Source organism: Terrabacter carboxydivorans, from assembly GCF_039532035.1.
Taxonomy (GTDB): Bacteria; Actinomycetota; Actinomycetes; order Actinomycetales; family Dermatophilaceae; genus Terrabacter; species Terrabacter carboxydivorans.
In genome coordinates this window covers 79,302-102,308 of the sequence record NZ_BAAARE010000012.1, presented here as the reverse complement: position 1 = coordinate 102,308, position 23,007 = coordinate 79,302, and the positions used below count along the sequence as shown (strand labels likewise).

The window sequence follows — 23,007 nt, the reverse complement described above, 5'->3', positions numbered from 1 at the left end:
TCAGCGGCCGAAGGCGCGCTCCATGAGCTCGGCCTGCTCGACCGCGTGCTTCTTCGACGAGCCCGTCGCGGGCGATGCAGCCGCCTTGCGGGCGACGACGCGCCACGGGCGGGTCTCGCCGAGGTCGCAGAGGTCCTCGTGCAGCCACTGGGCCATGAGCGGCCAGGCGCCCTGGTTGCGCGGCTCGTCCTGCACCCACACCAGCTCGGCGCCGGGGTACTTCGAGGCGGCGTCGACGATCTCCTGCTCGGGGATCGGGTAGAGCTGCTCGACCCGGATGACCGCCGTCGAGGTGTCGCCGCGCTTCTCACGCTCGGCGTCGAGCTCGTGGACGATCTTGCCGCTGGCGAACAGCACGCGGGTGACGTCCTTGGTCACGCCCTCGTGGTCGGCGAGGACCGGCCGGAAGCCGCCCGTGGTGAACGCCTCCACCGAGCTCGCCGCCGCCTTGCTGCGCAGCATCGACTTCGGGGTGAAGACGACGAGCGGCGTGCGCGGGCGGGCGTAGGCCTGACGGCGCAGCAGGTGGAAGTAGCTCGCTGCGGTCGAGGGGTAGGCGACCGTCATGTTGTTCTCGGCGCACAGCTGCAGGTAGCGCTCGATGCGCGCCGAGCTGTGGTCGGGTCCCTGGCCCTCGTAGCCGTGCGGCAGCAGCAGCACGACCGAGCTGCGCTGGCCCCACTTCTGCTCCGAGCTGGAGATGAACTCGTCGACGATCGTCTGGGCGCCGTTGCCGAAGTCGCCGAACTGGGCCTCCCAGAGCACGAGGGCGTCGGGGCGCTCGACCGAGTAGCCGTACTCGAAGCCCATCGCGGCGTACTCCGACAGGAGCGAGTCGTAGACCCAGAAGCGGGCCTGGCCCTCACCGAGGTAGAGCAGCGGGGTCCACTCCTCCGCGTTGTTCTTGTCGATGAGCACCGCGTGGCGCTGGACGAACGTGCCGCGGCGGCTGTCCTGGCCGGCCAGCCGGATCGGCGTGCCCTCCTTGAGCAGCGTGCCGAACGCGAGCAGCTCGGCCATCGGCCAGTCGATGCCGCCCTCGTGGACCATCTGCGCGCGCTTGTCCATGAGCTGCTTGAGCTTCGGGTGGATCGTGAAGCCCTCGGGCGGGTTGGCGAAGGTCTCGCCGATGTGGACGATCTCGCTCGCCGGGACGCCCGTCTCGGCGGCCGAACGCACCGGTGCGACGTCGTCCTGGACCTGCGCCGTCGGGCGCTCGAGCCCCGCGTTGTCCGGGGCGTCCGACGCGCGGTCGCCGGTCTGGGCCGACGCGGCGCCCTGGGCCTTCTTGGCCTCACGGGTCTCGACGAAGACGCGCTCCAGCTGCTGCTGGTAGTCGCGCAGTGCGGCCTCGGCGTCCTCGACGCTGATGTCGCCGCGGCCGATGAGCGACTCGGTGTAGAGCTTGCGGACCGAGCGCTTGGCCTCGATGAGGTTGTACATGAGCGGCTGCGTCATCGACGGGTCGTCGCCCTCGTTGTGACCGCGACGGCGGTAGCACACCATGTCGATGACGACGTCCTTGTTGAACTCCTGGCGGAACTCGTAGGCCAGCTCGGCCACGCGCACGCAGGCCTCGGGGTCGTCGCCGTTGACGTGGAAGATCGGCGCCTGGATCATCCGCGCGACGTCCGTCGAGTACACCGACGAGCGCGAGCTGCTCGGCGACGTCGTGAAGCCGACCTGGTTGTTGATGACGACGTGGATCGTGCCGCCGGTGCGGTAGCCGCGCAGCTGCGAGAGGTTGAGCGTCTCGGCGACGACGCCCTGGCCCGCGAAGGCCGCGTCACCGTGCATGAGCACGGGCAGGACGGTGAACGACTCGCCGGCGAGGTTGAGGCGGTCCTGCTTGGCGCGGACGATGCCCTCGAGCACCGGGTTGACCGCCTCGAGGTGCGAGGGGTTGGCGGCGAGGTAGACCTTCGTCTTGCTGCCGTCCTCGGAGACGAACTCGCCCTCGGTGCCGAGGTGGTACTTCACGTCGCCCGAGCCCTGGACCGACTTCGGGTCCTGGGTGCCCTCGAACTCACGGAAGATCTGGCCGTAGGACTTGCCGGCAATGTTGGCGAGCACGTTGAGGCGGCCGCGGTGCGGCATGCCGATGCAGACCTCGTCGAGGTTGTCGCTGGCCGAGCGGCACAGGATGCGGTCTAGCAGGGCGATGACCGACTCGCCGCCCTCGAGCGAGAAGCGCTTCTGGCCGACGAACTTCGTCTGCAGGAAGGTCTCGAAGGCCTCGGCGGCGTTGAGGCGGCGCATGATCCGCATCTGCTCGTCGCGGTTGGCCTTCTCGTAGGGCCGCTCGACCTTGTTCTGGATCCACTTGCGCTGCTCGGGGTCCTGGATGTGCATGTACTCGATGCCGACGGTGCGGCAGTACGAGTCACGCAGGATGCCGAGGATCTTGCGCAGCTTGAGGAACGGGTAGCCGCCGAAGCCGCCCGTGGCGAAGGTGCGGTCGAGGTCCCACAGCGTCAGGCCGTGCGTCGTGACGTCGAGGTCGTGGTGGCGGCGCTGCTTGTACTCCAGCGGGTCGGTGTCGGCCATGAGGTGGCCGCGCACGCGGTAGGCGTGGATGAGCTCCTGCACCCGGGCGACCTTGTTGATGTCGTCGTCGTGGGAGGAGTCGATGTCCTGGATCCAGCGGACCGGCTCGTAGGGGATGCGCAGCGACTCGAAGATCTCGTCGTAGAAGCGATTGTCGCCCAGGAGCAGCTGGTGGATGATCCGCAGGTAGTCGCCGCTCTGGGCGCCCTGGATGATCCGGTGGTCGTAGGTCGAGGTGAGCGTGAGGATCTTGCTCACGGCGTTCTTGTTGAGCGTCTCGTTGCTCGCGCCCTGCCATTCGGCGGGGTAGTCGAGGGCGCCGACGCCGATGATGGCGCCCTGGCCCTTCATCAGGCGCGGGACCGAGTGGACGGTGCCGATGCCGCCGGGGTTGGTCAGCGAGATCGTCGTGCCCTGGAAGTCCTCGACCGTCAGCTTGTTGGCGCGGGCCTTGCGCACGATGTCCTCGTAGGCGGTCCAGAAGTGGACGAAGTCCATCTCCTCGGCCGACTTGATCGAGGGGACCACGAGGGTGCGGGTGCCGTCGTCCTTCTGCAGGTCGATGGCGAGGCCGAAGTTGACGTGGGCCGGGCGCACGAGCGCGGGCTTGCCGTTGACCTCGGTGAAGCCGTTGTTCATCTCGGGCATGAGCGCCAGGGCCTTGACCATGGCGTAGCCGATGAGGTGGGTGAAGCTGACCTTGCCGCCGCGCGAGCGGGCGAGGTGGTTGTTGATGACGACGCGGTTGTCGATGAGCAGCTTGGCCGGGACGGCACGCACGCTCGTCGCGGTCGGGACGGTGAGCGAGACCTCCATGTTGGCCACGACGCGCGAGGGCGCTCCGCGCAGCGGGGTCACGACGTCCTCGTTGACCGGTCCGGTGCCCTTGACGGCGGGCATGTCGCGCGGCTTCGGGGTCTCGGCGCCGGGCTCGCTCTTCGGCTCGGTCTTCGGCTCGGTCTTCGGCTCGGTCTTCGGCTCGCTCTTGGCCTCGGGAGCCTTCGCCGCCGGGGCCTTGGCCTCCGGAGCCTTCGCCGCAGGCGCGGCAGGCGCCTTCGTCGCCGGGGCGGCGGCGGTGGCCGTCGCGGCCGAACCGTTCGCCCCACCGGTGTGCGCCCCGTTGGGCGACCCGTTCGAGGACCCGTTGGACGGGGCGGCGGTCGCTGCCGGCTTGGTGGCCGTGGCGGTCGTCGACGTCGTGGCGGACGTCGTGCCGGCCGTGTCGCCGTCACCCGGCCGGTAGTCCTCGAAGAACCCCCACCAGGCCTTGTCGACCGAGGAACGGTCGGTCAGGAACTGCTGGTAGAGCTCGTCGACGAGCCATTCGTTCGGCCCGAATGCTGCAATCGGGTCACCGGACGTGGACTGATCGGACACGACGAATGCGCCTCTTTCGTTGGCTGGGGTGCGTCTTTGCCTATACAGGGGTCAAGCCTAGCCCCGAAGCCACGGTTACCCGCCCGAGGCTCGGATGCCGAACGCGGCGCTCGAGGAGGCGTTGGTCACGTCTGCGGGCCGATGGGCACGACGGTGCTCAGCTGATGTCGGAGCGCAGCGTCCGCCACGTCCCGAGACCTGCCATCACGGCGGCATACGCCATGAGCACGAGCGCGCCCGCCCACCAGGACAGCTGGTTCACCGGCTGTCCGTCGAAGCCACCGCTCGAGGACTCGAGCATCGCGCTCGTTGCCCGGCTCGGCAGGTAGGGCGAGACGCTCTTGCCCCAGTCGGTCAGCGCCAGCACGAGGCCGAGGAGGGGCTCGACGATCCAGGCGACGGCGACGGAGATGAGCAAGGCCGCGACCTGGTTGGGGATGAGGATGCCGGCCCCCAGACCGATGAGGGCCCACAGCCCGAGGACGAGCAGCGAGAGGGCCAGGGTGCGCCAGATCGAGGTGTCGGCGAACGGTGCGACGCCCTTGGAGCTCAGCACGACCGTGCCGGCACCGACGGCGCCGGCGAGCGAGAGCAGGCCGTAGAGCGCGCCGACCGCGAGGAGCGAGACGACCTTGGCTGCCATGACCCGGCCCCGGCGCGGGATGGCGAGGAAGGTCGCGGTGATGGTCTGGTGTCGGTACTCCGAGCCGATCGTCAGGACCCCGATGGACAGGGTGAGCAGGTAGCCGACCTGCAGGCCGCCGGTGAAGACGGCCTTGGCGAGCGCGGCGTCGGTGCGGGGGGCCGCAGCAGCCTGGGGTCCGCGCACCGCGTCGCTGGTGAAGACGAAGGCGAAGAGGACCGCGAACGCCGCTCCGCTCACCAGCACGGCGATGGCCATGCCCCACCACAGTCGCGTGGTGAAGAGCTTGCGCAGCTCGGCGCGCACCGCGGCGGTCATCGGCGTCCTCCGTCGTGCTCGGGCCGGGCCGTCGGGGCCGTCGGGGCCGCGGGGGTCGGCGCTGCGGGCGCCGACGGCTCCGCAGGCTCAGCGAGCAGGGCGGGGTCGATCGGCGGTCCGCTCGGCGGTGGCAGCTCAACCGGGACCCCGGACGGGTGGGCGTCGAGGTTGCGGTTGCGGTGCTCCTCGCTCTCGGTGAGGTTGAAGAAGAGCTCCTCGAGGTGCGTCTGCTCGCTGCGCAGCTCGTGAATGGCGACGTCGCTGGCGTGGGCGGCGTCCCCGACGACCGCGAGGTCCTCGGTGGTGACCCGCAGGCCGGGGCCGCTCCGCGCGACGCTCAGGCCGCGGGCCTGCAGCGCCTGCGTGAGCCGGTCGGGGTCGGACGTGCGGACGTATGCCGTGGGCTCGCCGCGCAGCTCGGCGACCGTGCCTTGGGCGACCCTGCGCCCGTTGGCGATGATGACGACGTCGTCGACCGTCTGCTCGACCTCGGAGAGCATGTGGCTGGAGATCAGCAGGGTCCGGCCCTCGTCGGCGAGGTGGCGCAGGAAGCCGCGCAACCACCGGATGCCCTCGGGGTCGAGGCCGTTGGCCGGCTCGTCGAGGATGATGACGCGGGGGTCACCGAGCAGGGCCGCGGCGAGGCCGAGCCGCTGGCGCATCCCCATGGAGTAGCCACCGGCGCGCTTGCGGGCGGCCGCGGGGATGCCGACGAGCTCGAGCAGCTCGTCGACCCGGGAGTCCGGCACGCCGGCGACGGCGGCCTGCACGCGCAGGTGGTTGCGTCCGGTGCGTCCCGGGTGGAAGTTCGTCGCCTCGAGCGCCGACCCGACGACCGTGAGCGGGTTGGGGATGTCGGCGTAGCGGTGACCGTCGATGGTCGCCGTGCCGTGGGTGGCGCGCACGAGCCCGAGCAGCATGCGCAGCGTCGTGGTCTTGCCGCTGCCGTTGGGCCCGAGGAAGCCCGTGACGCGGCCCGGCTCGACGTCGAAGTCGAGGTGGTCGACGGCGGTGAAGGAGCCGAACCGCTTGGTCAGGGCGCGCACCTCGATGCGTCCGGTGAGCTCCGGTCGTCCGTGCACCGCCCTGATCCCTCCCTCGGCCCGCGCGTGAGCCCCTGTCCCCCGCCGTGATGCGCCCAACTCAACCACACGGCATACCTCGTGCACACGCAGGTCGGGAGCACGGCCCGGGCCGCCGCGGCCTCCCGCTTCTCCTTATAGTGGGCGCACCATGACCTTCCCTCGCGACCAGGTCCCGCCCACCAGGGCCGGGTCTCCCGTCCCGGCCGGACGGGCGGTCCGACGGTGACCGAGTGGCTCCTCGTCCTCGGCGCCGTGCTGCTCACCGCCGGCACCGCCCTCTTCGTCGCCGCCGAGTTCTCCCTCGTCGCCATCGACCGGCCCACGGTCCAGCGCGCCATCGACGAGGGCGACTCGCGGGCCCGGGTCGTGCTCCAGTCGCTCAAGCAGCTCTCGACCCAGCTGTCGGCGGCCCAGGTCGGCATCACGATCACCACGCTCGTCGTGGGCTACCTCGCCCAGCCCTCGATCGGCGTCCTCCTCGCCGGACCGCTGACGCGTCTCGGGCTCGGAGCCGGCGGCGTCGAGGCGGTGTCGAGCACGTTGGCGCTGCTCGTCGCGACGATCTTCTCGATGGTCTTCGGCGAGCTGCTCCCGCAGTTCCTCGGCATCTCGGCGCCGCTCGCGACGGCCAAGGTGGTGGCGCTGCCCGTACGCGTCTTCGCCGTCATCGCCAAGCCGCTCATCGTCGTGCTCAACGGCTCGGCCAACGCGTTCCTGCGCTCCCTCGGCATCGAGCCGCAGGAGGAGCTCTCGGGCGCGCGCACGCCGCAGGAGCTCGCGAGCCTCGTGCAGCGCTCGGCCGAGGCCGGCACGCTCGACATCACGACCGCTCGCATGCTGACCCGCTCGCTCGGTTTCGGTGAGCGCACCGCCGACGACGTCATGACCCCTCGCGTGCGCTGCACCGGCATCCACCGCGACGAGTCCGCCGACGACGTGTTGCGCCTGTCGCGGCGCACCGGCCACTCGCGTTTCCCGGTCCTGGGCGAGGACTGGGACGACATCGACGGCGTCGTCCACGTCAAGAAGGCGATGGCCGTGCCCCACGAGCGGCGCAAGGACGTGCCGGTCTCGGCGCTCATGTCCGACCGTCTCGTCGTGCCCGAGACGATCCGCCTCGACCCGCTGCTGCGCGAGCTGCGGGAGGGCGGCTTCCAGATGGCCGTCGTCGTCGACGAGTACGGCGGCACCTCGGGCATCGTCACGCTCGAGGACGTCGTGGAGGAGATCGTCGGGGAGGTCTCCGACGAGCACGACCGCAGCCGCCAGGGCGGCCGCGAGCTCATCGACGGCTCGTGGACGGTGCCCGGTCTCTGGCGCCCCGACGAGGTGCGCGACGCCTTCGACGCCGACGTGCCCGACGGGTCCACCTACGAGACGATGGGCGGCTTCGTCATGACGAGCCTCGGGCGCGTGCCCGTCGTCGGCGACGTCGTGCGCGTGCCAGGCTGGCGCATCAACGTCGTCGGCATGGAGGGTCGCCGGGTCGACCGGCTGCGTTTCGTGCCCGACCCGGAGTCCCTCCCGCAGGACGGCGCCGACCGGACGCAGGACGACGGCGCCGACGCGCGCGCCGGACACGACGGGCGCGACGGACGCGCTGGACGCGCTGGACGTATGCCGTCTGCCACCGGACCGGGGGAGAGCTCGTGAGCGGTCCCTGGGTCTACGTCGTCTCCGTCTTCCTCCTGCTCGGCAACGCCTTCTTCGTCGGTGCGGAGTTCGCCGCGATGGCCGTGCGGCGCTCGACGCTCGAGCCGCTCGCCGACGCCGGCAGCAAGCGGGCGCAGTCGTGCCTGCTCGCCCTCGAGCGCCTCGGCTCGATGCTCGCGACGGCTCAGCTCGGCATCACCGTGTGCTCGGTGGGTCTCGGCGCGCTCGCCGAGGCGGCCCTGCACCACCTGTTCGAGCCGGTCTTCGCCGCGTGGGGGCTCTCCGACGCGTGGGCGAGCGGGGTGGCCCTCGCCATCGCGCTGCTCATCGTGTCCTACCTGCACGTCGTCGTCGGGGAGATGATCCCCAAGAACCTCGCCATCGCCGGCCCGGACCGCGCTGCCCTGGTGCTCGTGCCGGCCCTCTTCTTCATCGCGAGCGCCCTGCGCCCGGTCATCCACGCGATGGAGACCGTCGCGAAGGCCCTCGTGCGCCTCTTCCGCGTCGAGCCCAAGGACGAGATCACCTCGGCCTTCACCGTCGAGGAGGTGGCCCACATCGTCGGCGAGTCCCGCCGCGAGGGCCTCATCGAGGAGGAGCGGCACGGCCTCGTCGCCAAGACGCTCGAGTTCTCCGACAAGCGCGCCCGCGAGGTCGCGGTCGACGTGCGGTCGCTGACGACGGTCGGGCTCGGGGCGACTCCTGCCGACATCGAGCGGCTCGTCGCCAAGCAGGGCTTCTCCCGCTACCCGGTGCGCGACGCCGCCGGTGAGATCGCGGGCTACCTGCACCTCAAGGACATCCTCTACGCCGACGACGAGCGGCACGAGCAGCCGATCCCGCCCAAGCGGGTCCGCCGGCTCGCCACGGTGCGCGAGGACGACGACATCGAGGACGTGCTCGCCACGATGCAGCTGACCGGTGCCCACCTCGCGCGCGTCATCGACGGCGACGCGGCCGTCACCGGCGTCGTCTTCCTCGAGGACGTCCTCGAGGAGCTCGTCGGCGAGGTCACGGACACCACCCAGCGCTGAGCGGGCTCGGCGGGGGAGTGATGACGCGCCGTCGCGCGGTCGGGCCCGTTGACGCTGCACACCGTCGGCGGGCGCTCGCGAAGGTGCGTCGGCCGTCCCCGCGAGGGGTCGCGGTACCCGCTGGCCCGACCACACGGCATACGACAGCCGTATGCCGTGTGGTCGAGCTCAGCCGACGCGTTCGACCCAGTCGAGGTAGGCCACGCCGCGCGGTGACAGCTCGTAGCCCACGTCGTGGCTGATCGTCAGCCCGAGCGTCTTCAGCTTGCGGATGTCGACCTTCATCGGGAGCAGGTCCACCCCGCGCAGGGCGGCGAGCTCCTTGCTGACCACCCGGGGGTGGTCCCGGATCCACTCCAGGATCTCCAGCGTCCACGGACCCGTCGGTCGCGCATCCAGGCGCGCGAGACGCGTGGCGAGGTCGCGCAGGGTGTCCTCGTCGGGAAGGCTCTCGCGCAAGGCGATCCGCGGGTCCTCACCGGCCCAGCTGAGCCTGATGCGATAGACGGTGTCCCCACCACGACCGCCCCGCGGCGACGGCTTGCGCTCGCGCGGGGCCAGGAACTTCTGCAGCGTCGCCAGGTCCTTGACGCCGGCCGTGCGGGCGTCGCGCTCGGTGAGCTTCTCCGGGTCACGCACCCTGCTGACGGCGTCGAAGCGCACGAGGCCGGCGGGGGTCAGCTGCAGGCCTCCGACCTTGACCCGGGGAGCGTCCCAGCGGCGGAAGGCCTGGGTGACGATGCCGGCGCGGATGGCCTCGGCGACGGGCTTGGAGATGAGCACGCCGCCCACTGTGGCAGACCGGTCGGTGTGAGGCGCTGTTCTCGGGTCCTGTTCTCGGTCGGCTCACCACGTCGGTCGCCGAGGCCTCGGAGCCGGCCCCCCGGCAGGACTCCGGTTCCTTCCTCGTCCCTCGGAAGGAACCTCCCCGAACCCCTCGGGGGCACGAACGAGATGAAGGCCGATCTGAAGGGCGCTTCGCGCCATCAGGTCGGCCTTCGTCTCGTCGGTGCCCCCGGCAGGATTCGAACCTGCGCTCCCGCCTCCGGAGGGCGGTGCTCTATCCCCTGAGCTACGGGGGCGGCTCGCACTTTCGTGCGCCCGGTGAGATTAGCAGCACCGGGGCGCGATCGCTGAATGCGCCCCCGGTTTCATGGAGCCCGTCGGGCACCCGACGCCGGAAGGGCTCCACGAGCCGGCTGCACGCGCCCCCTCGTAGACTCACGCCATGACGCCGGAGCAGCTGCGCGCCCTCCTCGAGGAGGTCGCCGCGCTGGCGGCCCGCACCGGCGAGCTGCCCGACGAGGCGCAGGCCGGGCCTCCCGCGGGGTCCATCTTCCGACCGACCGACAGCCGGGCCGCCGGGGTCGTGGCCGACTGGGTGACCCCGATCGCGCAGCGGTGGGCGCCGGAGCTGGACCTCGCACCCCGTGAGCTCGCCCGCGTCCTCGCCCGGGGGCTCACGCTCCAGAAGCCCGTGGCCTCCGTCGAGGTCGCCCCGAGCGGTCTCATCGCCCTCACGCTGGAGGACGCGGCCCGAGCCGGCATCATCCAGCGGGTTCTCGACGAGCAGGACAGCTACGCCCTCGGTGGGGAGCCTCGCCGCGAGATCGCAGAGGCCCCCGGCAGCCGAGACCCGGACGACCCGGTCCGCGCCGCGCAGCTGGCGCACGCCCGACTGTGCCGGACCATCCGCAACGCCGAGGCCGCCGGGGTGGAGCGGCGCCCCTCCGCCCGCCTCGGCGACCTGACCCACGTCCCCGAGCGCCACCTGCTGGTGGCCCTGGCCGACCTGCCGCAGCGGCTCGACCGGCACGCCGGCGACGAGGTGCAGCAGCGGCGCGCCGTGACCGACCTCGCCGCGCTCGCCGACTCCTGGGACCACCCCGTCCGACCGCTCACCGCCGGGGCCCACCCCGAGCCGGTCCACGGCGCTCGGCTGATGCTCGCCGACGCCACGCGCGTCGTCTTGCGCAATGGACTCGCGCGCCTGGGCGCAGCGGCCCCGGAGAGGATGTAAGCATGCGCGCACACGAAGCAGGAGCGCTGCACGCGGAGGGCTATCGCGGCCCCGCGTGGCTCCAGACCCCCGTCGACGTCAACGCTCTCGTCCCGTCCCTGTGGGCGACGTCGGTCGGCCGGGGGAGCGACGGGGTCCTGACCGTCGGTGGGGTGAGCGTGACCGAGCTGGCGCGCGAGTTCGGCACTCCGGCATACGTCATCGACGAGGACGACTTCCGTTCCCGCGCAAGGGATTTCAAGCAGACGTATGCCGAGGTATTCGACGGTCTGTCAGGTGGCGCCGACGTCTTCTACGCCGGCAAGGCGTTCCTCTGCACCGAGGTCGCGCGGTGGGTCCACGACGAAGGGCTCCACCTCGACGTGTGCACCGGGGGAGAGCTCGCGGTGGCGAAGCGCGCCGGAGTCCCGGGTGAGCGCATCGGCCTCCACGGCAACAACAAGAGCGTCGCCGAGATCCGCGACGCCCTCGAGTACGGCGTGAGCCGCATCGTCATCGACTCCTTCGACGAGATCGAGCGTGTCGCAGCGGTCGCGACCGAGCTCGGCGTCGTGGCCCCCGTCCTCGTCCGCGTCACCGTCGGGGTCGAGGCGCACACCCACGAGTTCATCGCCACGGCTCACGAGGACCAGAAGTTCGGCCTGTCGCTCGCCGGCGGGCACGCCTTCGAGGCGGCGCGTCGCATCCTCGAGCGGCCCGAGTCGCTGCGCCTGCTCGGCCTGCACAGCCACATCGGCTCGCAGATCTTCGACACCGCAGGCTTCGAGGTCTCGGCGCGGCGTGTCGTCGGCCTCCACACGCAGATCGCCCGCGAGCTCGGGGCTCAGCTGCCCGAGCTCGACCTCGGCGGCGGCTTCGGCATCGCCTACACGACCGAGCACCACCCGCTGGCGCCCGAGAGCCTCGCCGTCGGCATGGCCGAGATCATCGAGCGCGAGTGCCGCGCCGAGGGGGTCACGGTGCCGCGCATCTCCGTCGAGCCCGGGCGCGCCATCGCCGGCCCCAGCACGTTCACGCTCTACGAGGTCGGCACCGTCAAGCCGGTCGACCTCGATGGCGGCGCCCAGCGCGTCTACGTCTCCGTCGACGGCGGCATGAGCGACAACGTGCGCACGGCCCTCTACGACGCCGACTACTCCTGCACCCTGGCGAGCCGTGCGGCCAGCGCCGCGCCCGTCCTCGCGCGGGTCGTCGGCCGGCACTGCGAGAGCGGCGACATCGTCGTCAAGGACGAGTTCCTCCCCGGCGACGTGGGCGCGGGCGACCTCATCGCCGTCCCGGGCACCGGCGCCTACTGCCGGTCCCTGTCGAGCCAGTACAACCACACGCCGCGGCCGCCGGTCGTCGCCGTCCGGGACGGTGTGGCACGCGTCATCGTCCGGCGCGAGACCATCGACGACCTGCTCGCCCTCGACGTCTGATGGGCCTGCAGATCCTGCGCCGCGGATGTCCGGATCGCGAAACAATGACCGTCCAGCACCCGGACAGGCGGCAGGATTCCAAGCGTGGACAGCGCCATGAGTGACCCCAGGCCGTTGCGCGTCGCCCTGCTCGGGGCGGGTGTCGTCGGCGGAGCCGTGGCGCGCCTGCTCGTCGAGCACGCCGACGACATGGCAGCGCGCGTCGGTGCGCCGCTGCAGATCGTCGGCATCGCGGTGCGCCGCGCCGGGCGGGACCGGGCCGCGCTCGGCGTCGACCCGGGGCTGTTCACGACCGACGCCGACGAGCTCGTCACCCGGGCCGACGTCGTGGTCGAGGTCATCGGCGGCATCGAGCCGGCCCGCTCGCTCATCCTGCGCGCCATGGAGCACGGCGCCTCGGTCGTCACCGCCAACAAGGCACTCCTCGCCGAGGACGGGCCGGCCCTCTACGACGCGGCCGCGCGGCACGGCGTCGACCTCTACTACGAAGCCGCGGTCGCCGGCGCCATCCCGCTGCTGCGCCCACTGCGCGAGTCGCTCGCCGGTGACGAGGTGCGCCGGGTGCTCGGCATCGTCAACGGCACCACCAACTACGTCCTCGACAAGATGGACACCACCGGAGCGGGCTTCGACGACGCCGTCGAGCAGGCCCAGGCGCTCGGCTACGCCGAGGCCGACCCGACCGCCGACGTCGAGGGCTTCGACGCCGCGGCCAAGGCAGCCATCCTCGCCTCGCTCGCCTTCCACACGAGGGTCTCGGGCACCGACGTCTACCGCGAGGGCATCACCGAGGTCTCGGCGGCCGACGTCGCAGCCGCCCGCGAGATGGACTGTGTCGTCAAGCTGCTCGCGATCTGCGAGCGCAGCGACAAGGGCGTCAGCGTGCGCGTGCACCCGGCGATGATCCCGCGCTCGCACCCGCTCGCGGGGGTCCGCGAGGCCTTCAACGCCGTCTTCGTCGAGGCCGACGCCGCGGGCGAGCTGATGTTCTACGGCAAGGGCGCCGGCGGCGATCCCACCGCGTCGGCCGTCCTCGGTGACCTCGTCGCCGTGGCCCGCCACCGCGTCGGAGGCGGGCTCGGGCCGGGGGAGTCCAGCTACGCCGACCTGCCCGTGCTGACCATGGGTGACGCCCAGACGAGGTACCACATCAGCCTCGACGTCGAGGACCGCTCGGGTGTGCTCGCGCAGGTCGCGGCGGCCTTCGCCGACCACGACGTGTCCATCGAGACCGTGCGTCAGCAGCTCGTCCCCGCGGGTGACGGCCAGCCGGCCCGGGCAAACCTCATCATCGTCACGCACTCCGCGACCGATGCGGCCCTGTCCTCCACGGTCGAGCGACTGCGCACGCTCGACGTCGTCCGTGGCGTCAACTCCGTCATGCGCGTGGAAGGTTCGTGATGGCCCACCAGTGGCGCGGAGTGATCCGCGAGTACGCCGACCGGCTCCCGATGCTCGAGGGTGCGCCGGTCGTCACCCTCCACGAGGGAGGCACACCGCTCATCCACGCCGAGAAGCTCTCCGCCCTCGTCGGGGCCGAGGTGCACCTCAAGTACGAAGGGCTCAACCCCACCGGGTCGTTCAAGGACCGGGGCATGACGACCGCGATGAGCGTGGCGGCGCGCAAGGGCGCCAAGGCCGTCATCTGCGCGAGCACCGGCAATACGAGCGCGTCGGCGGCGGCCTACGCCACGAAGGCCGGCATGACGTGCGGTGTCCTCGTGCCCGACGGCAAGATCGCGATGAGCAAGCTGAGCCAGGCCATCGCGCACGGCGCGACGCTGCTGCAGGTCGACGGCAACTTCGACGACTGCCTGACGCTGGCGCGCAAGCTGGCCGAGGCCTACCCGGTCGAGCTCGTCAACTCCGTCAACCCGGCCCGCATCGAGGGCCAGAAGACCGCGAGCTTCGAGGTCGTCGACGCGCTCGGTGACGCCCCCGACATCCACTGCCTGCCCGTGGGGAACGCCGGCAACATCACGGCCTACTGGAAGGGCTACCGCGAGTACTCCTCGGACCACGCGGTCAGCGACCAGCCCGGACCGGCCACCCGGCTGCCGCAGATGTGGGGCTTCCAGGCCGCCGGTGCCGCACCCATCGTGCTCGGTCACCCGGTCGACCACCCCGAGACGATCGCGACGGCCATCCGCATCGGCAACCCGGCGTCGTGGGAGCAGGCCATCGCGGCCCGCGACGAGTCCGGCGGCCGCATCGAGGCGGTCACCGACGAGCAGATCCTCGAGGCGCACCGCTTCCTGTCGGCCAAGGAGGGTGTCTTCGTCGAGCCCGGCTCGGCCGCCTCCGTCGCGGGGCTGCTCGCCAGCCACGCGGCCGGCCTCGTCCCCGCCGGGGCGCGCATCGTCTGCACCGTCACCGGCCACGGCCTCAAGGACCCCCAGTGGGCCCTGCGCACGGCCGACGGGGGAGAGGTCGTGCCGACCCGCGTGTCGGTCGACGCGTTCTCGGCGGCCCAGGCGCTCGGCCTGGAGGGCTGAGGACGTGTTGCGGGTGCCCGCGGGCCGCTCCGTCAGCGTGCGCGTGCCCGCGAGCAGCGCCAACCTGGGCCCCGGCTTCGACTCGATCGGCCTCGCCCTCGGCCTGTGGGACGACTACGTCGTCACGACGTCCGACCAGTCCGGTCTCGTCATCGAGGTCGCGGGTGAGGGTGCCGAGGAGGTTCCCACCGACGAGCGCCACCTCGTGCACGCCACGATGCAGCACACGTGGAGCGTGCTCGGTGTCGAGCCACCTTCGGGTCTGCACCTGCAGGCCGTCAACGGCGTCCCCCACGGTCGAGGCCTGGGCTCGTCTGCCACCGCCATCGTCGCGGGCGTCGTTGCGGCACAGGCTCTCTCGGCCGGTGTGCTCGAGAGTGCGTATGCCGGGTGGCCGGCTCCCGGCGAGGGCGTTCCCGTCGACCTCGGCCTGGCGACGCATCTGGCGAGCCGGCTCGAGGGGCACCCCGACAACGCCTCGGCGAGCGTGCTCGGTGGCCTCACCGTCAGCTGGATGCCCGACGGCACGGGCCTCGACCAGGGCCAACGCACCGTGACCGCGCGCCTCGACCTGCACCCCGACGTCGACGTGGTCGTCTTCGTCCCCGAGACCCAGCTCGCGACGCGAACGGCCCGTGCCGTGCTGCCGGCGACCGTGCCGCTGGCGGCCGCCGCCGCGGGCGCCGGTCGAGCAGCGCTGCTGGTCCACGCCCTCACGGCGGACCCGACGCACCTGCACGCGGCCACGCGGGACTGGCTGCACCAGGAGGCCCGCCGGTCCTCCTACCCCGACACCATGGAGCTCGTGGACCTGCTGCGCTCGCAGGGTCGTGCCGCCGTCGTGTCGGGAGCCGGTCCGAGCGTGCTCGTCCTCACGACGCGTGAGGCGGCCGAGGAGGTGCGAGCCGGACATCTCGCCTCGAGGTGGGAGCGGCTGCTGCCGACGGTGCCGACGGTGGGTGCCACGGTCCGGGCTCGCTGACCTGCCGGACCCGCGCGGCTTCGCCCGGGCGGAGGTGACCGGGTGGTATCCTGACCTCGCACCACACGCCGCGACACCGCAGGCGGTGCACCACCCCCACACTGAGGCGAACTCCTGTGCCTCTGGGCGCGTTCTGCGCCGAAGTGGATCTCAGACGGCCAGCGAACCTGGTCCAAGTCCGGCCCGCTGGAATGTCCCGGGCCGCAAACGAGGGGGAAGGATCCTTCGTGTCAGAAACAACCACTCGTCCGCTCTCCGGCCTGTCGGCCATGAAGCTGGACGAGCTCAAGGGCGTCGCGTCGTCGATGGGCATCACCGGGACGGCGAAGATGCGCAAGAGCGACCTCGTCGAGGCGATCAAGGCCCGCCAGTCGGGCGGCTCGTCCGCCCCGGCGACCGCGCCTGCAGCGTCGGCGGCTTCGGCCGACTCGACGACCTCGGCCGGCGACACCGCCCCCGCGCAGGCCGCCCCGGCCCGCGCCTCGCGCCGGGTCAGCCGTCCGGCGGGCTCCGCCGCGACGCCGGAGACCTCCCCCGAGGTCCAGGCCCCTGCCTCCGACGCCGCCCCGGCGCGCGACGAGGCGCAGGCGCGCGAGCAGGCTTCCGAGCAGGCCGTTGAGCGGACCACGGAGCGGACCCCCGAGCGGGCTCCCCGGTCGGAGGGTGGCTCTCGGACGTCGCGTGAGGCGCGCTCCGATGAGCAGGAGCCCGGAGCCGGTCAGCGCGCCGAGCGCCGCGAGCAGGCGGCCCCCGAGGGCGAGGACCGCGCGTCCCGTCAGCGTGACCGTGGCCAGCAGGGCAACCGCTCCGACCGTCAGCAGAGCGACCGTCAGCAGAGCGACCGTCAGCAGGGCGACCGCCAGCAGGATCGTCAGCAGAACGACCGCCAGCAGGATCGTCAGCAGGACAACCGCCAGCAGGATCGTCAGCAGGACAACCGCCAGCAGGATCGTCAGCACGGGGACACGCACGACCAGAACCGCGGCCAGCAGGCCGGCTACGACGACGACGGTGGCAGCCGCCGCAGCCGCAACCGCCAGCGCAGCCGGGACCGCAAGCGCGGCCGCGGCCGCGAGGGCGGTCAGGACTGGAACGACCAGGACCTGCAGGTCGGCGACGACGACGTGCTCGTGCCCGTCGGCGGCATCCTCGACGTGCTCGACAACTACGCGTTCGTCCGGACGTCCGGCTACCTCGCCGGCCCGAACGACGTCTACGTCCCGCTCGGGATCGTCAAGGGCAACGGCCTGCGCAAGGGCGACGCCGTGACCGGCGCCGTCAAGGCGCTGCGTGACGGTGAGCAGCCGTCGGGCAACGTGGGGCGCCAGAAGTTCAACGCGCTCGTGCGTCTCGACACGGTCAACGGGCAGACGCCCGAGGAGGCTGCGAAGCGAGTCGAGTTCGGCAAGCTCACGCCCCTCTACCCGCAGCAGCGACTGCGGCTCGAGACCGAGCCCAACGTGCTCACGACGCGGATCATCGACCTCGTCGCCCCGATCGGCAAGGGCCAGCGCGGCCTCATCGTCGCTCCGGCCAAGGCCGGCAAGACGATGATCATGCAGACCCTCGCCAACGCGATCACGACGAACAACCCCGAGTGCCACCTCATGGTCGTCCTCGTCGACGAGCGTCCCGAGGAGGTCACCGACATGCAGCGCGCCGTCAAGGGCGAGGTCATCTCCTCGACCTTCGACCGGCCTGCCGAGGACCACACGACGGTCGCCGAGCTCGCGATCGAGCGTGCCAAGCGCCTCGTCGAGCTCGGTCACGACGTCGTCGTGCTCCTCGACTCGATCACCAAGCTCGGTCGCGCCTACAACCTCGCCGCGCCGGCGAGCGGGCGCATCCTGTCCGGTGGTGTCGACTCGGCCGCGCTGTACCCGCCGAAGAAGTTCTTCGGTGCGGCGCGCAACATCGAGAACGGTGGCTCGCTCACCATCCTCGCGACGGCTCTCGTGGAGACCGGCTCGAAGATGGACGAGGTGATCTTCGAGGAGTTCAAGGGCACCGGCAACATGGAGCTGCGCCTCAGCCGGGACCTGGCCAACCGCCGGATCTTCCCCGCCGTCGACATCAACAGCTCGGGCACGCGCCGCGAGGAGATCCTCCTCGCGAGCGAGGAGCTGAAGATCATGTGGAAGCTGCGCCGGGTCCTCGGCGGCCTCGACGCCCAGCAGGCCATCGAGCTGCTCATCGACCGGCTGAAGAAGACGCGGACCAACTACGAGTTCCTCACCCAGGTGCAGGCGACGAGCGGTTCACGGCTCGGCGACGAGTCCTGACGGACCTCATCGGGAGGGGACGGCGCAGGTGCGTCGTCCCCTTTCGGCGTTTCACGCGGCATTGGTGCGAAATGTCCATAAAATGAGGGGACCACCCGATCCCCATCATGGAGTGCCATGTCTGCGCCTGCCGGCGACCCCGATGCCAGCCCCGTCCGCGTCCTCGTGGCGGACGACGACGCGGACATCCGAGACCTCGTGGAGTTCAAGCTGACCCAGGCGGGGTATGCCGTCGAGGCCGTTCCCGACGGCATCAGCGCGTGGGAGGCCTTCGAGGCCAACCCGCCGCAGCTGGCCGTGCTCGACGTGATGATGCCCGGGCTCTCGGGCATCGACGTCCTGCGCAAGATCCGCGAGAGCGAGTTCCCTTCCGTCCCGGTGCTCCTGCTCAGTGCCAAGTCGCGAGACTCCGACGTCGACACCGGCTTCGCCGTCGGCGCCGACGACTACGTCATCAAGCCGTTCAGCCCGCGGGAGCTGCTGCACCGGGTCAACGGCATGCTCGCCAGGGCACGATGAGCCCGAGGTTCTCGTGATCATCGGAGCGGCGCTGCTCGTCGGTGCCACGGTGGTCATCCTCGGTGCCTGCCTGCTCCTCGTCATCCTCGTCGTCGCCGTGCGGGCGCGGCGTCACAGCCGCAACCAGCGCGACGAGATGCTCATGTCGCCCCTGCGCCCGGCCCTCATCACCGTGGCCTCCGGCGAGGACGACGACGGCGCGGCCGCCGAGGAACTGACCTGGGCCACCGGCGTCTCGCGCGCGGTCCTCGACCGCAACATCGTCGAGATGCTCGGCAAGATCCGGGGCGTCCCCGCCGACCAGCTCGTCCACGTCCTCGAGGTGCACGGCGCCGTGGACGCGGCGGTCGAGGACCTGTCGAGCCGGTCCACGGTGCGCCGGGCCAGGGCGGCCCAGCTGCTGGGCCTGGCCCGCGCCGGGGACTCCGTGCCGCTCCTCGTCGAGGCGCTGGGCGACGAGTCGGTGGAGGTGCGCAACAGTGCGGCCTACGCCCTCGGGCTCATCGGCGACCCGGTGGCGGCCGGCCCCGTGCTGGCGGCGATCGGTGCGCCCGACCGGGGCCTGCCTGCGGCGACCGCCGCCGAGGCCCTGCAGTCGATGGGCGTCGGCATCTCCGAGGTGCTCCGTGACGGCATGGGCGACGACAACCCGCGCACCCGCATGGTCGCCGCCCACCTCAGCGCCGAGCGCAGCTTCACGCTGGGGCTCCCGCAGCTGCGTCGCCTCCTGGACTCCGACCCCGACCTGACCGTGCGCGAGACGAGCGCCACCGCGATCGGCCGTCTCGGTCGGGGCGAGGACGTCGACATCCTCGTCCGTCACACGGTCGACACCGAGCCGTTGTCGTTGCGCCGGGCCTGCGTCGTCGCGATCGGCGAGCTGGGCGACTCCCGCGCCGTGCCGGCACTGGCGGCACTCCTCGGTGACCCCGACCCGCGCCTGGCCGAGCTGGCCGCGACCGCCCTGCTGACGATGGGCGCCGAGGGCAGCAGCGCTCTGGTGGGTCACGAGAGTGACGCGGCGGTGCGCTCGGCGCGACTCATGGCGAGCCTCCAGCGGGCGAGCGCATGAGCTGGGACGGCTTCGTGGAGGGGCTGCGCTCCTTCGTCGTGTGGGTCATGGACGTCTCGAGCGTGCCGATCATCATCTACTTCCTGCTCATCAACACCTCGTTGCTCGTGCTCATCGGTCTGGCCTACCTCGAGTTCCGGGCCCAGCAGCGCCGGCGCGCCACCGCCCTGACCTGGCAGGGCGCGGGCCTCGCGCCCGGGGTGTCCCTGCTCGTGCCCGCCTACAACGAGGAGGCCGGCATCGTCACGGCGGTCAAGTCCTTCCTCACGCTGCGCTACCCGCGCCACGAGGTCGTCGTCGTCGACGACGGCAGCAAGGACGAGACCTTCGCCCGTCTCGAGGAGGCCTTCGACCTCGTCCAGGTGCCTCGCGAGCTGCCGCACGAGGTTCCGGTCCGCGCACAGATCATCGGGATCTGGGTCCCGCGCGACGGTCGCACCCGTCTCGTCGTGGTGCGCAAGGAGAACTCCGGGCGCTCCGAGGCCATCAACGTCGGCATCAACGCCGCGAGCGAGCCGCTCGTCGCGATGATCGACGGCGACTCGATCCTCGAGCCCGACGGGCTCCTGCACGTGACGCGGCCCTTCGCCGACGACCCGACCCGCATGGTGGCGACCGGCGGTGCCATCCGTCCCGTCAACGGCAGCCGTGTCGTCTCGGGCCGCATCGTGCGCGTCGAGATGCCGCAGACCTGGATCCCGCGCATCCAGCTCGTCGAGTACCTCCGCGCCTTCCTGCTCGGTCGCACCGGGTGGTCGCGACTCGGCGGCCTGATCCTCATCAGCGGCGCCTTCGGCCTGTTCCGGCGTGACGTCGTCGTCGAGGTCGGGGGCCTGGACCCCGACAGCATCGGCGAGGACTTCGAGCTCGTCATGCGCATCCACAAGCGCATGCGCGACGAGGGGCGCGACTACAAGGTCGAGTTCGTCCCCGAGCCGGTCTCCTGGACCGAGGTCCCCGTGACGGCGACCGTCCTGCGCAACCAGCGCCGGCGCTGGCACCGCGGCCTGTGGGAGACGCTGTGGGCCTACCGCTCGATGCTCTTCCGCCCGAAGTACGGCCGCGTCGGGTGGCTCGCGCTGCCCTACTACTGGCTCTTCGAGCTCATCGCGCCGCTCCTCGAGTTCTTCGGCATCCTCATCGTCCCGCTCGCGCTGCTGCTCGGCGTCGTCAACGTGCCCTTCGCGATCCTCTTCCTCGTGCTCGCCTACGGGTATGCCGTGCTCGTGACCCTCTCGGCGATGGTCGTCGACGAGTGGGCGTTCCACAAGCACGACCGGTGGCGTGCCATCTGGCAGACCATCGCCGCCTCCGTCCTCGAGAACATCGGCTACCGCCAGGCCACCGTGTGGTGGCGCCTCGAGGGGTGGTGGTCGAGCCTGCGCGGGAAGAAGCACGTCTGGGGCGTCATGACCCGCACGGGCTTCGACGAGGAGCAGGCGTGACCAGCGGTCTACCCGTGGTCTCCAGGCGCTCGGTCGGCAGCCAGATCCGCCTGCTCATCACGATCCTCGTCATCCTCGTGCCCGCCGGGGCCATCGTCTCCGTGGCCACGATCCACTCGCAGGGAGCGGCCGTCCGTGCCCTGACGCTCGCGCTGGGACCGGCTCGCGAGGCCAACGGCGCGGTGCTGCTCGACATGACCCGCGCCGAGGGTGCCTGGCGCCAGGTCGCCTCGGGCGTCCCGTCGGCCCTCGACCCCCTCAGTCTCCGGGCGAGAGTCGACGCCGAGCTCGAGCAGGTCCGGACGGCGACGGCCAGCGAGGAGCTCTCGAGCGGCGACCGGGCGCGCTTCGCCGTGCTCGTCGCGCAGGAGCGGGCAGCCGTCGACGCGTGGTTCGTGGCGGCCGGTGAGTCCCTCAAGGGTCTGGCCCCTGGCGCGTCGGCGACCGCGGCCGACCGCGCCCGCAGCGTCGCGGCATACGCCGGCTTCCGTTCGGCCAACGACGCCCTCGGCTCGAGCGTCCAGACCCAGCGCGACGCCGCCCGGGTCGACTCGCGCGAGGCCACCGCGATCACGTCCGCCGTCATCATCGTCGTCGCCGGAGCCGTGCTGCTCGTCCTCGTCGCCGCGGGCTTCGGCATGGACCGCGCCGTCGGCCGGCCGCTCGCCCGCCTCCGCGAGGTGGTGCGCCGGCAGGCCGAGGAGGACGTCATCGCGATGGCCAACCAGGAGGAGGGCGCCCTCGAGGTGCGCATGCTGGCCCGCGACTTCAACGACCTCACCCGCGCCAACGCGAGGCTCGTCGACCAGCAGGCGGCCGTCCTCGAGATGCAGGAGCTCGTGCTCGACGTCGGGCGCACCGTCCGGTCGGCGGGTGACGTGCACGAGGCCCTCCAGCGCGTCGCGACCAAGCTCGGCGCCGGCCTCGGCGCCGACCGCGTGCTGCTCTACACCCTCGGCGACGACGGCCAGACCATCGAGGACCGCCTCCAGTGGCACACCGACGACCTGCCCGACCTGCCGCCGCTGCCACGCTCGCTCGCCCAGCAGGTCGGTGCCGTCAACGACGAGCTGCGCCGCGACGTCGGCTTCTTCGACCTCGGTGACCTGCTCGCCCACCAGGCCTACGACGACGAGCGGGCCCGCGCCTTCTTCCGGGCCACGGGCGCCAGGTCCCTGCTCATGCTCCCGGTCGGCACCGGCGGTCGAGGCCTCGGGATCCTCTCGGTGATGATGGTCAGTGCCCCGCGGCGCTGGCACCGTCACGAGATCCAGGCCGCCCAGCAGTGCTCGGCCATCGCCGCACAGTCCATCGTGGCGCTGCGCCTGGCCGAGATGCAGGACGAGCAGGTGCGACGCCTGACCGAGCTCGACCGGCAGAAGACCGACTTCATGGCGACGGTCAGCCACGAGCTGCGGACCCCGCTCACCTCGATCAGCGGCTACCTCGAGCTGCTCGTCGACGGCGACTTCGGCGACGTCAGCGACGGCCAGCACGTGGCGCTCGACATCATCGGCCGAAACGCCACCCGCCTGCGCGGTCTCATCGAGGACCTGCTGGTGCTCAACAAGATCGAGATCAGCGGGCTGCAGTCGGTCTCCGAGGACGTGGCCGTCCGTGACCTGCTGCGCACCGTCACCGAGACGATGGAGCCGGTCGCGGCCGCCGGCGGGGTCGAGCTCGTCTGCACCGACGTGCCCGACGACCTCCGGGTCCGGGTCGACCGGGGACAGGTCGAGCGGGCCCTGATCAACCTCGGCTCCAACGCCGTCAAGTTCACGCCGGAGGGCGGCCAGGTGCTGCTGTCGGCCGAGCGGTCCGGCGGCTCGACGATCATCTCCGTCCACGACACGGGGATCGGCATCCCGGCCGCGGACCTCACGCGCCTGTCCGAGCGGTTCTTCCGGGCCGGCAACGCCACCGCGGCGGCGATCCCCGGCACGGGCCTGGGCCTGGCCATCGTGCGTGCCATCGTCGAGGGTCACGGCGGCGAGCTCGTCATCGCCTCGGTCGAGGGGGAGGGGACGACGATGCAGGTCGTGCTCCCGGTGTCGCAGGCCGCCTCCCAGCCCGCGGTCGTGCCTGCCTGAGCGACGATGCGCGCCCGCGTCCGC

Annotated in this window: 16 protein-coding genes and 1 tRNA gene; 12 read left to right on the top strand and 5 right to left on the bottom strand. The window is 71.7% G+C overall.

What is annotated here, in order from left to right; genetic code table 11:
• The 3 genes from ABD297_RS14545 to ABD297_RS14535 all read right to left on the bottom strand — a co-directional run bounded on the left by ABD297_RS14545 (position 1) and on the right by ABD297_RS14535 (position 5,967).
• Positions 1–3,924 (bottom strand): multifunctional oxoglutarate decarboxylase/oxoglutarate dehydrogenase thiamine pyrophosphate-binding subunit/dihydrolipoyllysine-residue succinyltransferase subunit, encoded by a 3,924-nt coding sequence (locus ABD297_RS14545; protein WP_344255733.1) that lies wholly within the window; start codon positions 3,922–3,924, stop codon positions 1–3.
• Positions 3,925–4,081: 157 nt separating this feature from the next.
• Complete coding sequence (locus ABD297_RS14540) at positions 4,082–4,885, bottom strand: ABC transporter permease (protein ID WP_344255731.1); 804 nt, start codon at positions 4,883–4,885, stop codon at positions 4,082–4,084.
• Positions 4,882–5,967: an ABC transporter ATP-binding protein gene (locus tag ABD297_RS14535; protein ID WP_344255729.1), complete on the bottom strand. Its 1,086-nt coding sequence runs from the start codon at positions 5,965–5,967 to the stop codon at positions 4,882–4,884. The genes ABD297_RS14540 and ABD297_RS14535 overlap by 4 nt, the downstream gene beginning before the upstream one ends.
• 225 nt (positions 5,968–6,192) lie before the next feature.
• Between ABD297_RS14535 and ABD297_RS14530 the strand changes: the two genes are divergently transcribed.
• Together ABD297_RS14530 and ABD297_RS14525 are read left to right on the top strand one after the other, a co-directional pair.
• Complete coding sequence (locus ABD297_RS14530; RefSeq protein WP_344255727.1) at positions 6,193–7,623, top strand: hemolysin family protein; 1,431 nt, start codon at positions 6,193–6,195, stop codon at positions 7,621–7,623.
• The gene (locus ABD297_RS14525) at positions 7,620–8,657 is read left to right on the top strand and encodes a hemolysin family protein (RefSeq protein ID WP_344255725.1); all 1,038 of its coding nucleotides are present in this window, start codon (positions 7,620–7,622) and stop codon (positions 8,655–8,657) included. The genes ABD297_RS14530 and ABD297_RS14525 overlap by 4 nt, the downstream gene beginning before the upstream one ends.
• Positions 8,658–8,825: 168 nt before the next feature.
• On the opposite strand, the gene ABD297_RS14520 is transcribed toward ABD297_RS14525, so the two are convergent.
• Both ABD297_RS14520 and ABD297_RS14515 read right to left on the bottom strand, forming a co-directional pair.
• The gene (locus tag ABD297_RS14520) at positions 8,826–9,440 is read right to left on the bottom strand and encodes an ASCH domain-containing protein (protein ID WP_344255723.1); all 615 of its coding nucleotides are present in this window, start codon (positions 9,438–9,440) and stop codon (positions 8,826–8,828) included.
• A 227-nt stretch (positions 9,441–9,667) separates the two neighbouring features.
• Positions 9,668–9,739 (bottom strand) — tRNA-Arg (locus ABD297_RS14515).
• 146 nt (positions 9,740–9,885) lie between these two features.
• Between ABD297_RS14515 and ABD297_RS14510 the strand changes: the two genes are divergently transcribed.
• The 10 genes from ABD297_RS14510 to ABD297_RS14465 all read left to right on the top strand — a co-directional run bounded on the left by ABD297_RS14510 (position 9,886) and on the right by ABD297_RS14465 (position 22,983).
• A complete protein-coding gene (locus ABD297_RS14510; protein WP_344255721.1) occupies positions 9,886–10,677 on the top strand; it encodes a DALR anticodon-binding domain-containing protein in 792 nt (263 codons plus the stop codon).
• Between the two features lie 2 nt (positions 10,678–10,679).
• Positions 10,680–12,098, top strand: a complete 1,419-nt coding sequence (gene lysA / locus ABD297_RS14505) for a diaminopimelate decarboxylase (RefSeq protein ID WP_344255719.1) — start codon at positions 10,680–10,682, stop codon at positions 12,096–12,098.
• Positions 12,099–12,194: 96 nt separating this feature from the next.
• Complete coding sequence (locus ABD297_RS14500; protein WP_344255717.1) at positions 12,195–13,499, top strand: homoserine dehydrogenase; 1,305 nt, start codon at positions 12,195–12,197, stop codon at positions 13,497–13,499.
• The gene (gene thrC, locus ABD297_RS14495; RefSeq protein ID WP_344255715.1) at positions 13,499–14,593 is read left to right on the top strand and encodes a threonine synthase; all 1,095 of its coding nucleotides are present in this window, start codon (positions 13,499–13,501) and stop codon (positions 14,591–14,593) included. The genes ABD297_RS14500 and thrC overlap by 1 nt, the downstream gene beginning before the upstream one ends.
• A gap of 4 nt (positions 14,594–14,597) precedes the next feature.
• The gene (locus ABD297_RS14490; RefSeq protein WP_344255713.1) at positions 14,598–15,575 is read left to right on the top strand and encodes a homoserine kinase; all 978 of its coding nucleotides are present in this window, start codon (positions 14,598–14,600) and stop codon (positions 15,573–15,575) included.
• A 191-nt stretch (positions 15,576–15,766) separates the two neighbouring features.
• A complete protein-coding gene (rho, locus tag ABD297_RS14485; protein ID WP_425581176.1) occupies positions 15,767–17,857 on the top strand; it encodes a transcription termination factor Rho in 2,091 nt (696 codons plus the stop codon).
• A 117-nt stretch (positions 17,858–17,974) separates the two neighbouring features.
• On the top strand, positions 17,975–18,376 hold the full coding sequence (locus ABD297_RS14480; RefSeq protein WP_344255710.1) for a response regulator transcription factor: 402 nt from the start codon (positions 17,975–17,977) through the stop codon (positions 18,374–18,376).
• Between the two features lie 13 nt (positions 18,377–18,389).
• Complete coding sequence (locus ABD297_RS14475; protein ID WP_344255708.1) at positions 18,390–19,448, top strand: HEAT repeat domain-containing protein; 1,059 nt, start codon at positions 18,390–18,392, stop codon at positions 19,446–19,448.
• Entirely contained in the window at positions 19,445–20,893 is a 1,449-nt protein-coding gene (locus ABD297_RS14470; protein ID WP_344255706.1) for a glycosyltransferase family 2 protein, read from the top strand. Before ABD297_RS14475 ends, ABD297_RS14470 begins: the two co-directional genes overlap by 4 nt.
• Entirely contained in the window at positions 20,890–22,983 is a 2,094-nt protein-coding gene (locus tag ABD297_RS14465; RefSeq protein WP_344255704.1) for an ATP-binding protein, read from the top strand. Before ABD297_RS14470 ends, ABD297_RS14465 begins: the two co-directional genes overlap by 4 nt.
• Positions 22,984–23,007: the final 24 nt, after the last annotated feature.

Coding starts and splice junctions, on each gene's coding strand:
- ABD297_RS14540 (WP_344255731.1), bottom strand. CDS start 4,885: ATGACCGCCGCGGTGCGCGCCGAGCTGCGCAAGCTCTTCACCACGCGA.
- ABD297_RS14510 (WP_344255721.1), top strand. CDS start 9,886: ATGACGCCGGAGCAGCTGCGCGCCCTCCTCGAGGAGGTCGCCGCGCTG.
- lysA (WP_344255719.1), top strand. CDS start 10,680: ATGCGCGCACACGAAGCAGGAGCGCTGCACGCGGAGGGCTATCGCGGC.
- ABD297_RS14500 (WP_344255717.1), top strand. CDS start 12,195: ATGAGTGACCCCAGGCCGTTGCGCGTCGCCCTGCTCGGGGCGGGTGTC.
- thrC (WP_344255715.1), top strand. CDS start 13,499: ATGGCCCACCAGTGGCGCGGAGTGATCCGCGAGTACGCCGACCGGCTC.
- rho (WP_425581176.1), top strand. CDS start 15,767: ATGTCCCGGGCCGCAAACGAGGGGGAAGGATCCTTCGTGTCAGAAACA.
- ABD297_RS14480 (WP_344255710.1), top strand. CDS start 17,975: ATGTCTGCGCCTGCCGGCGACCCCGATGCCAGCCCCGTCCGCGTCCTC.
- ABD297_RS14470 (WP_344255706.1), top strand. CDS start 19,445: ATGAGCTGGGACGGCTTCGTGGAGGGGCTGCGCTCCTTCGTCGTGTGG.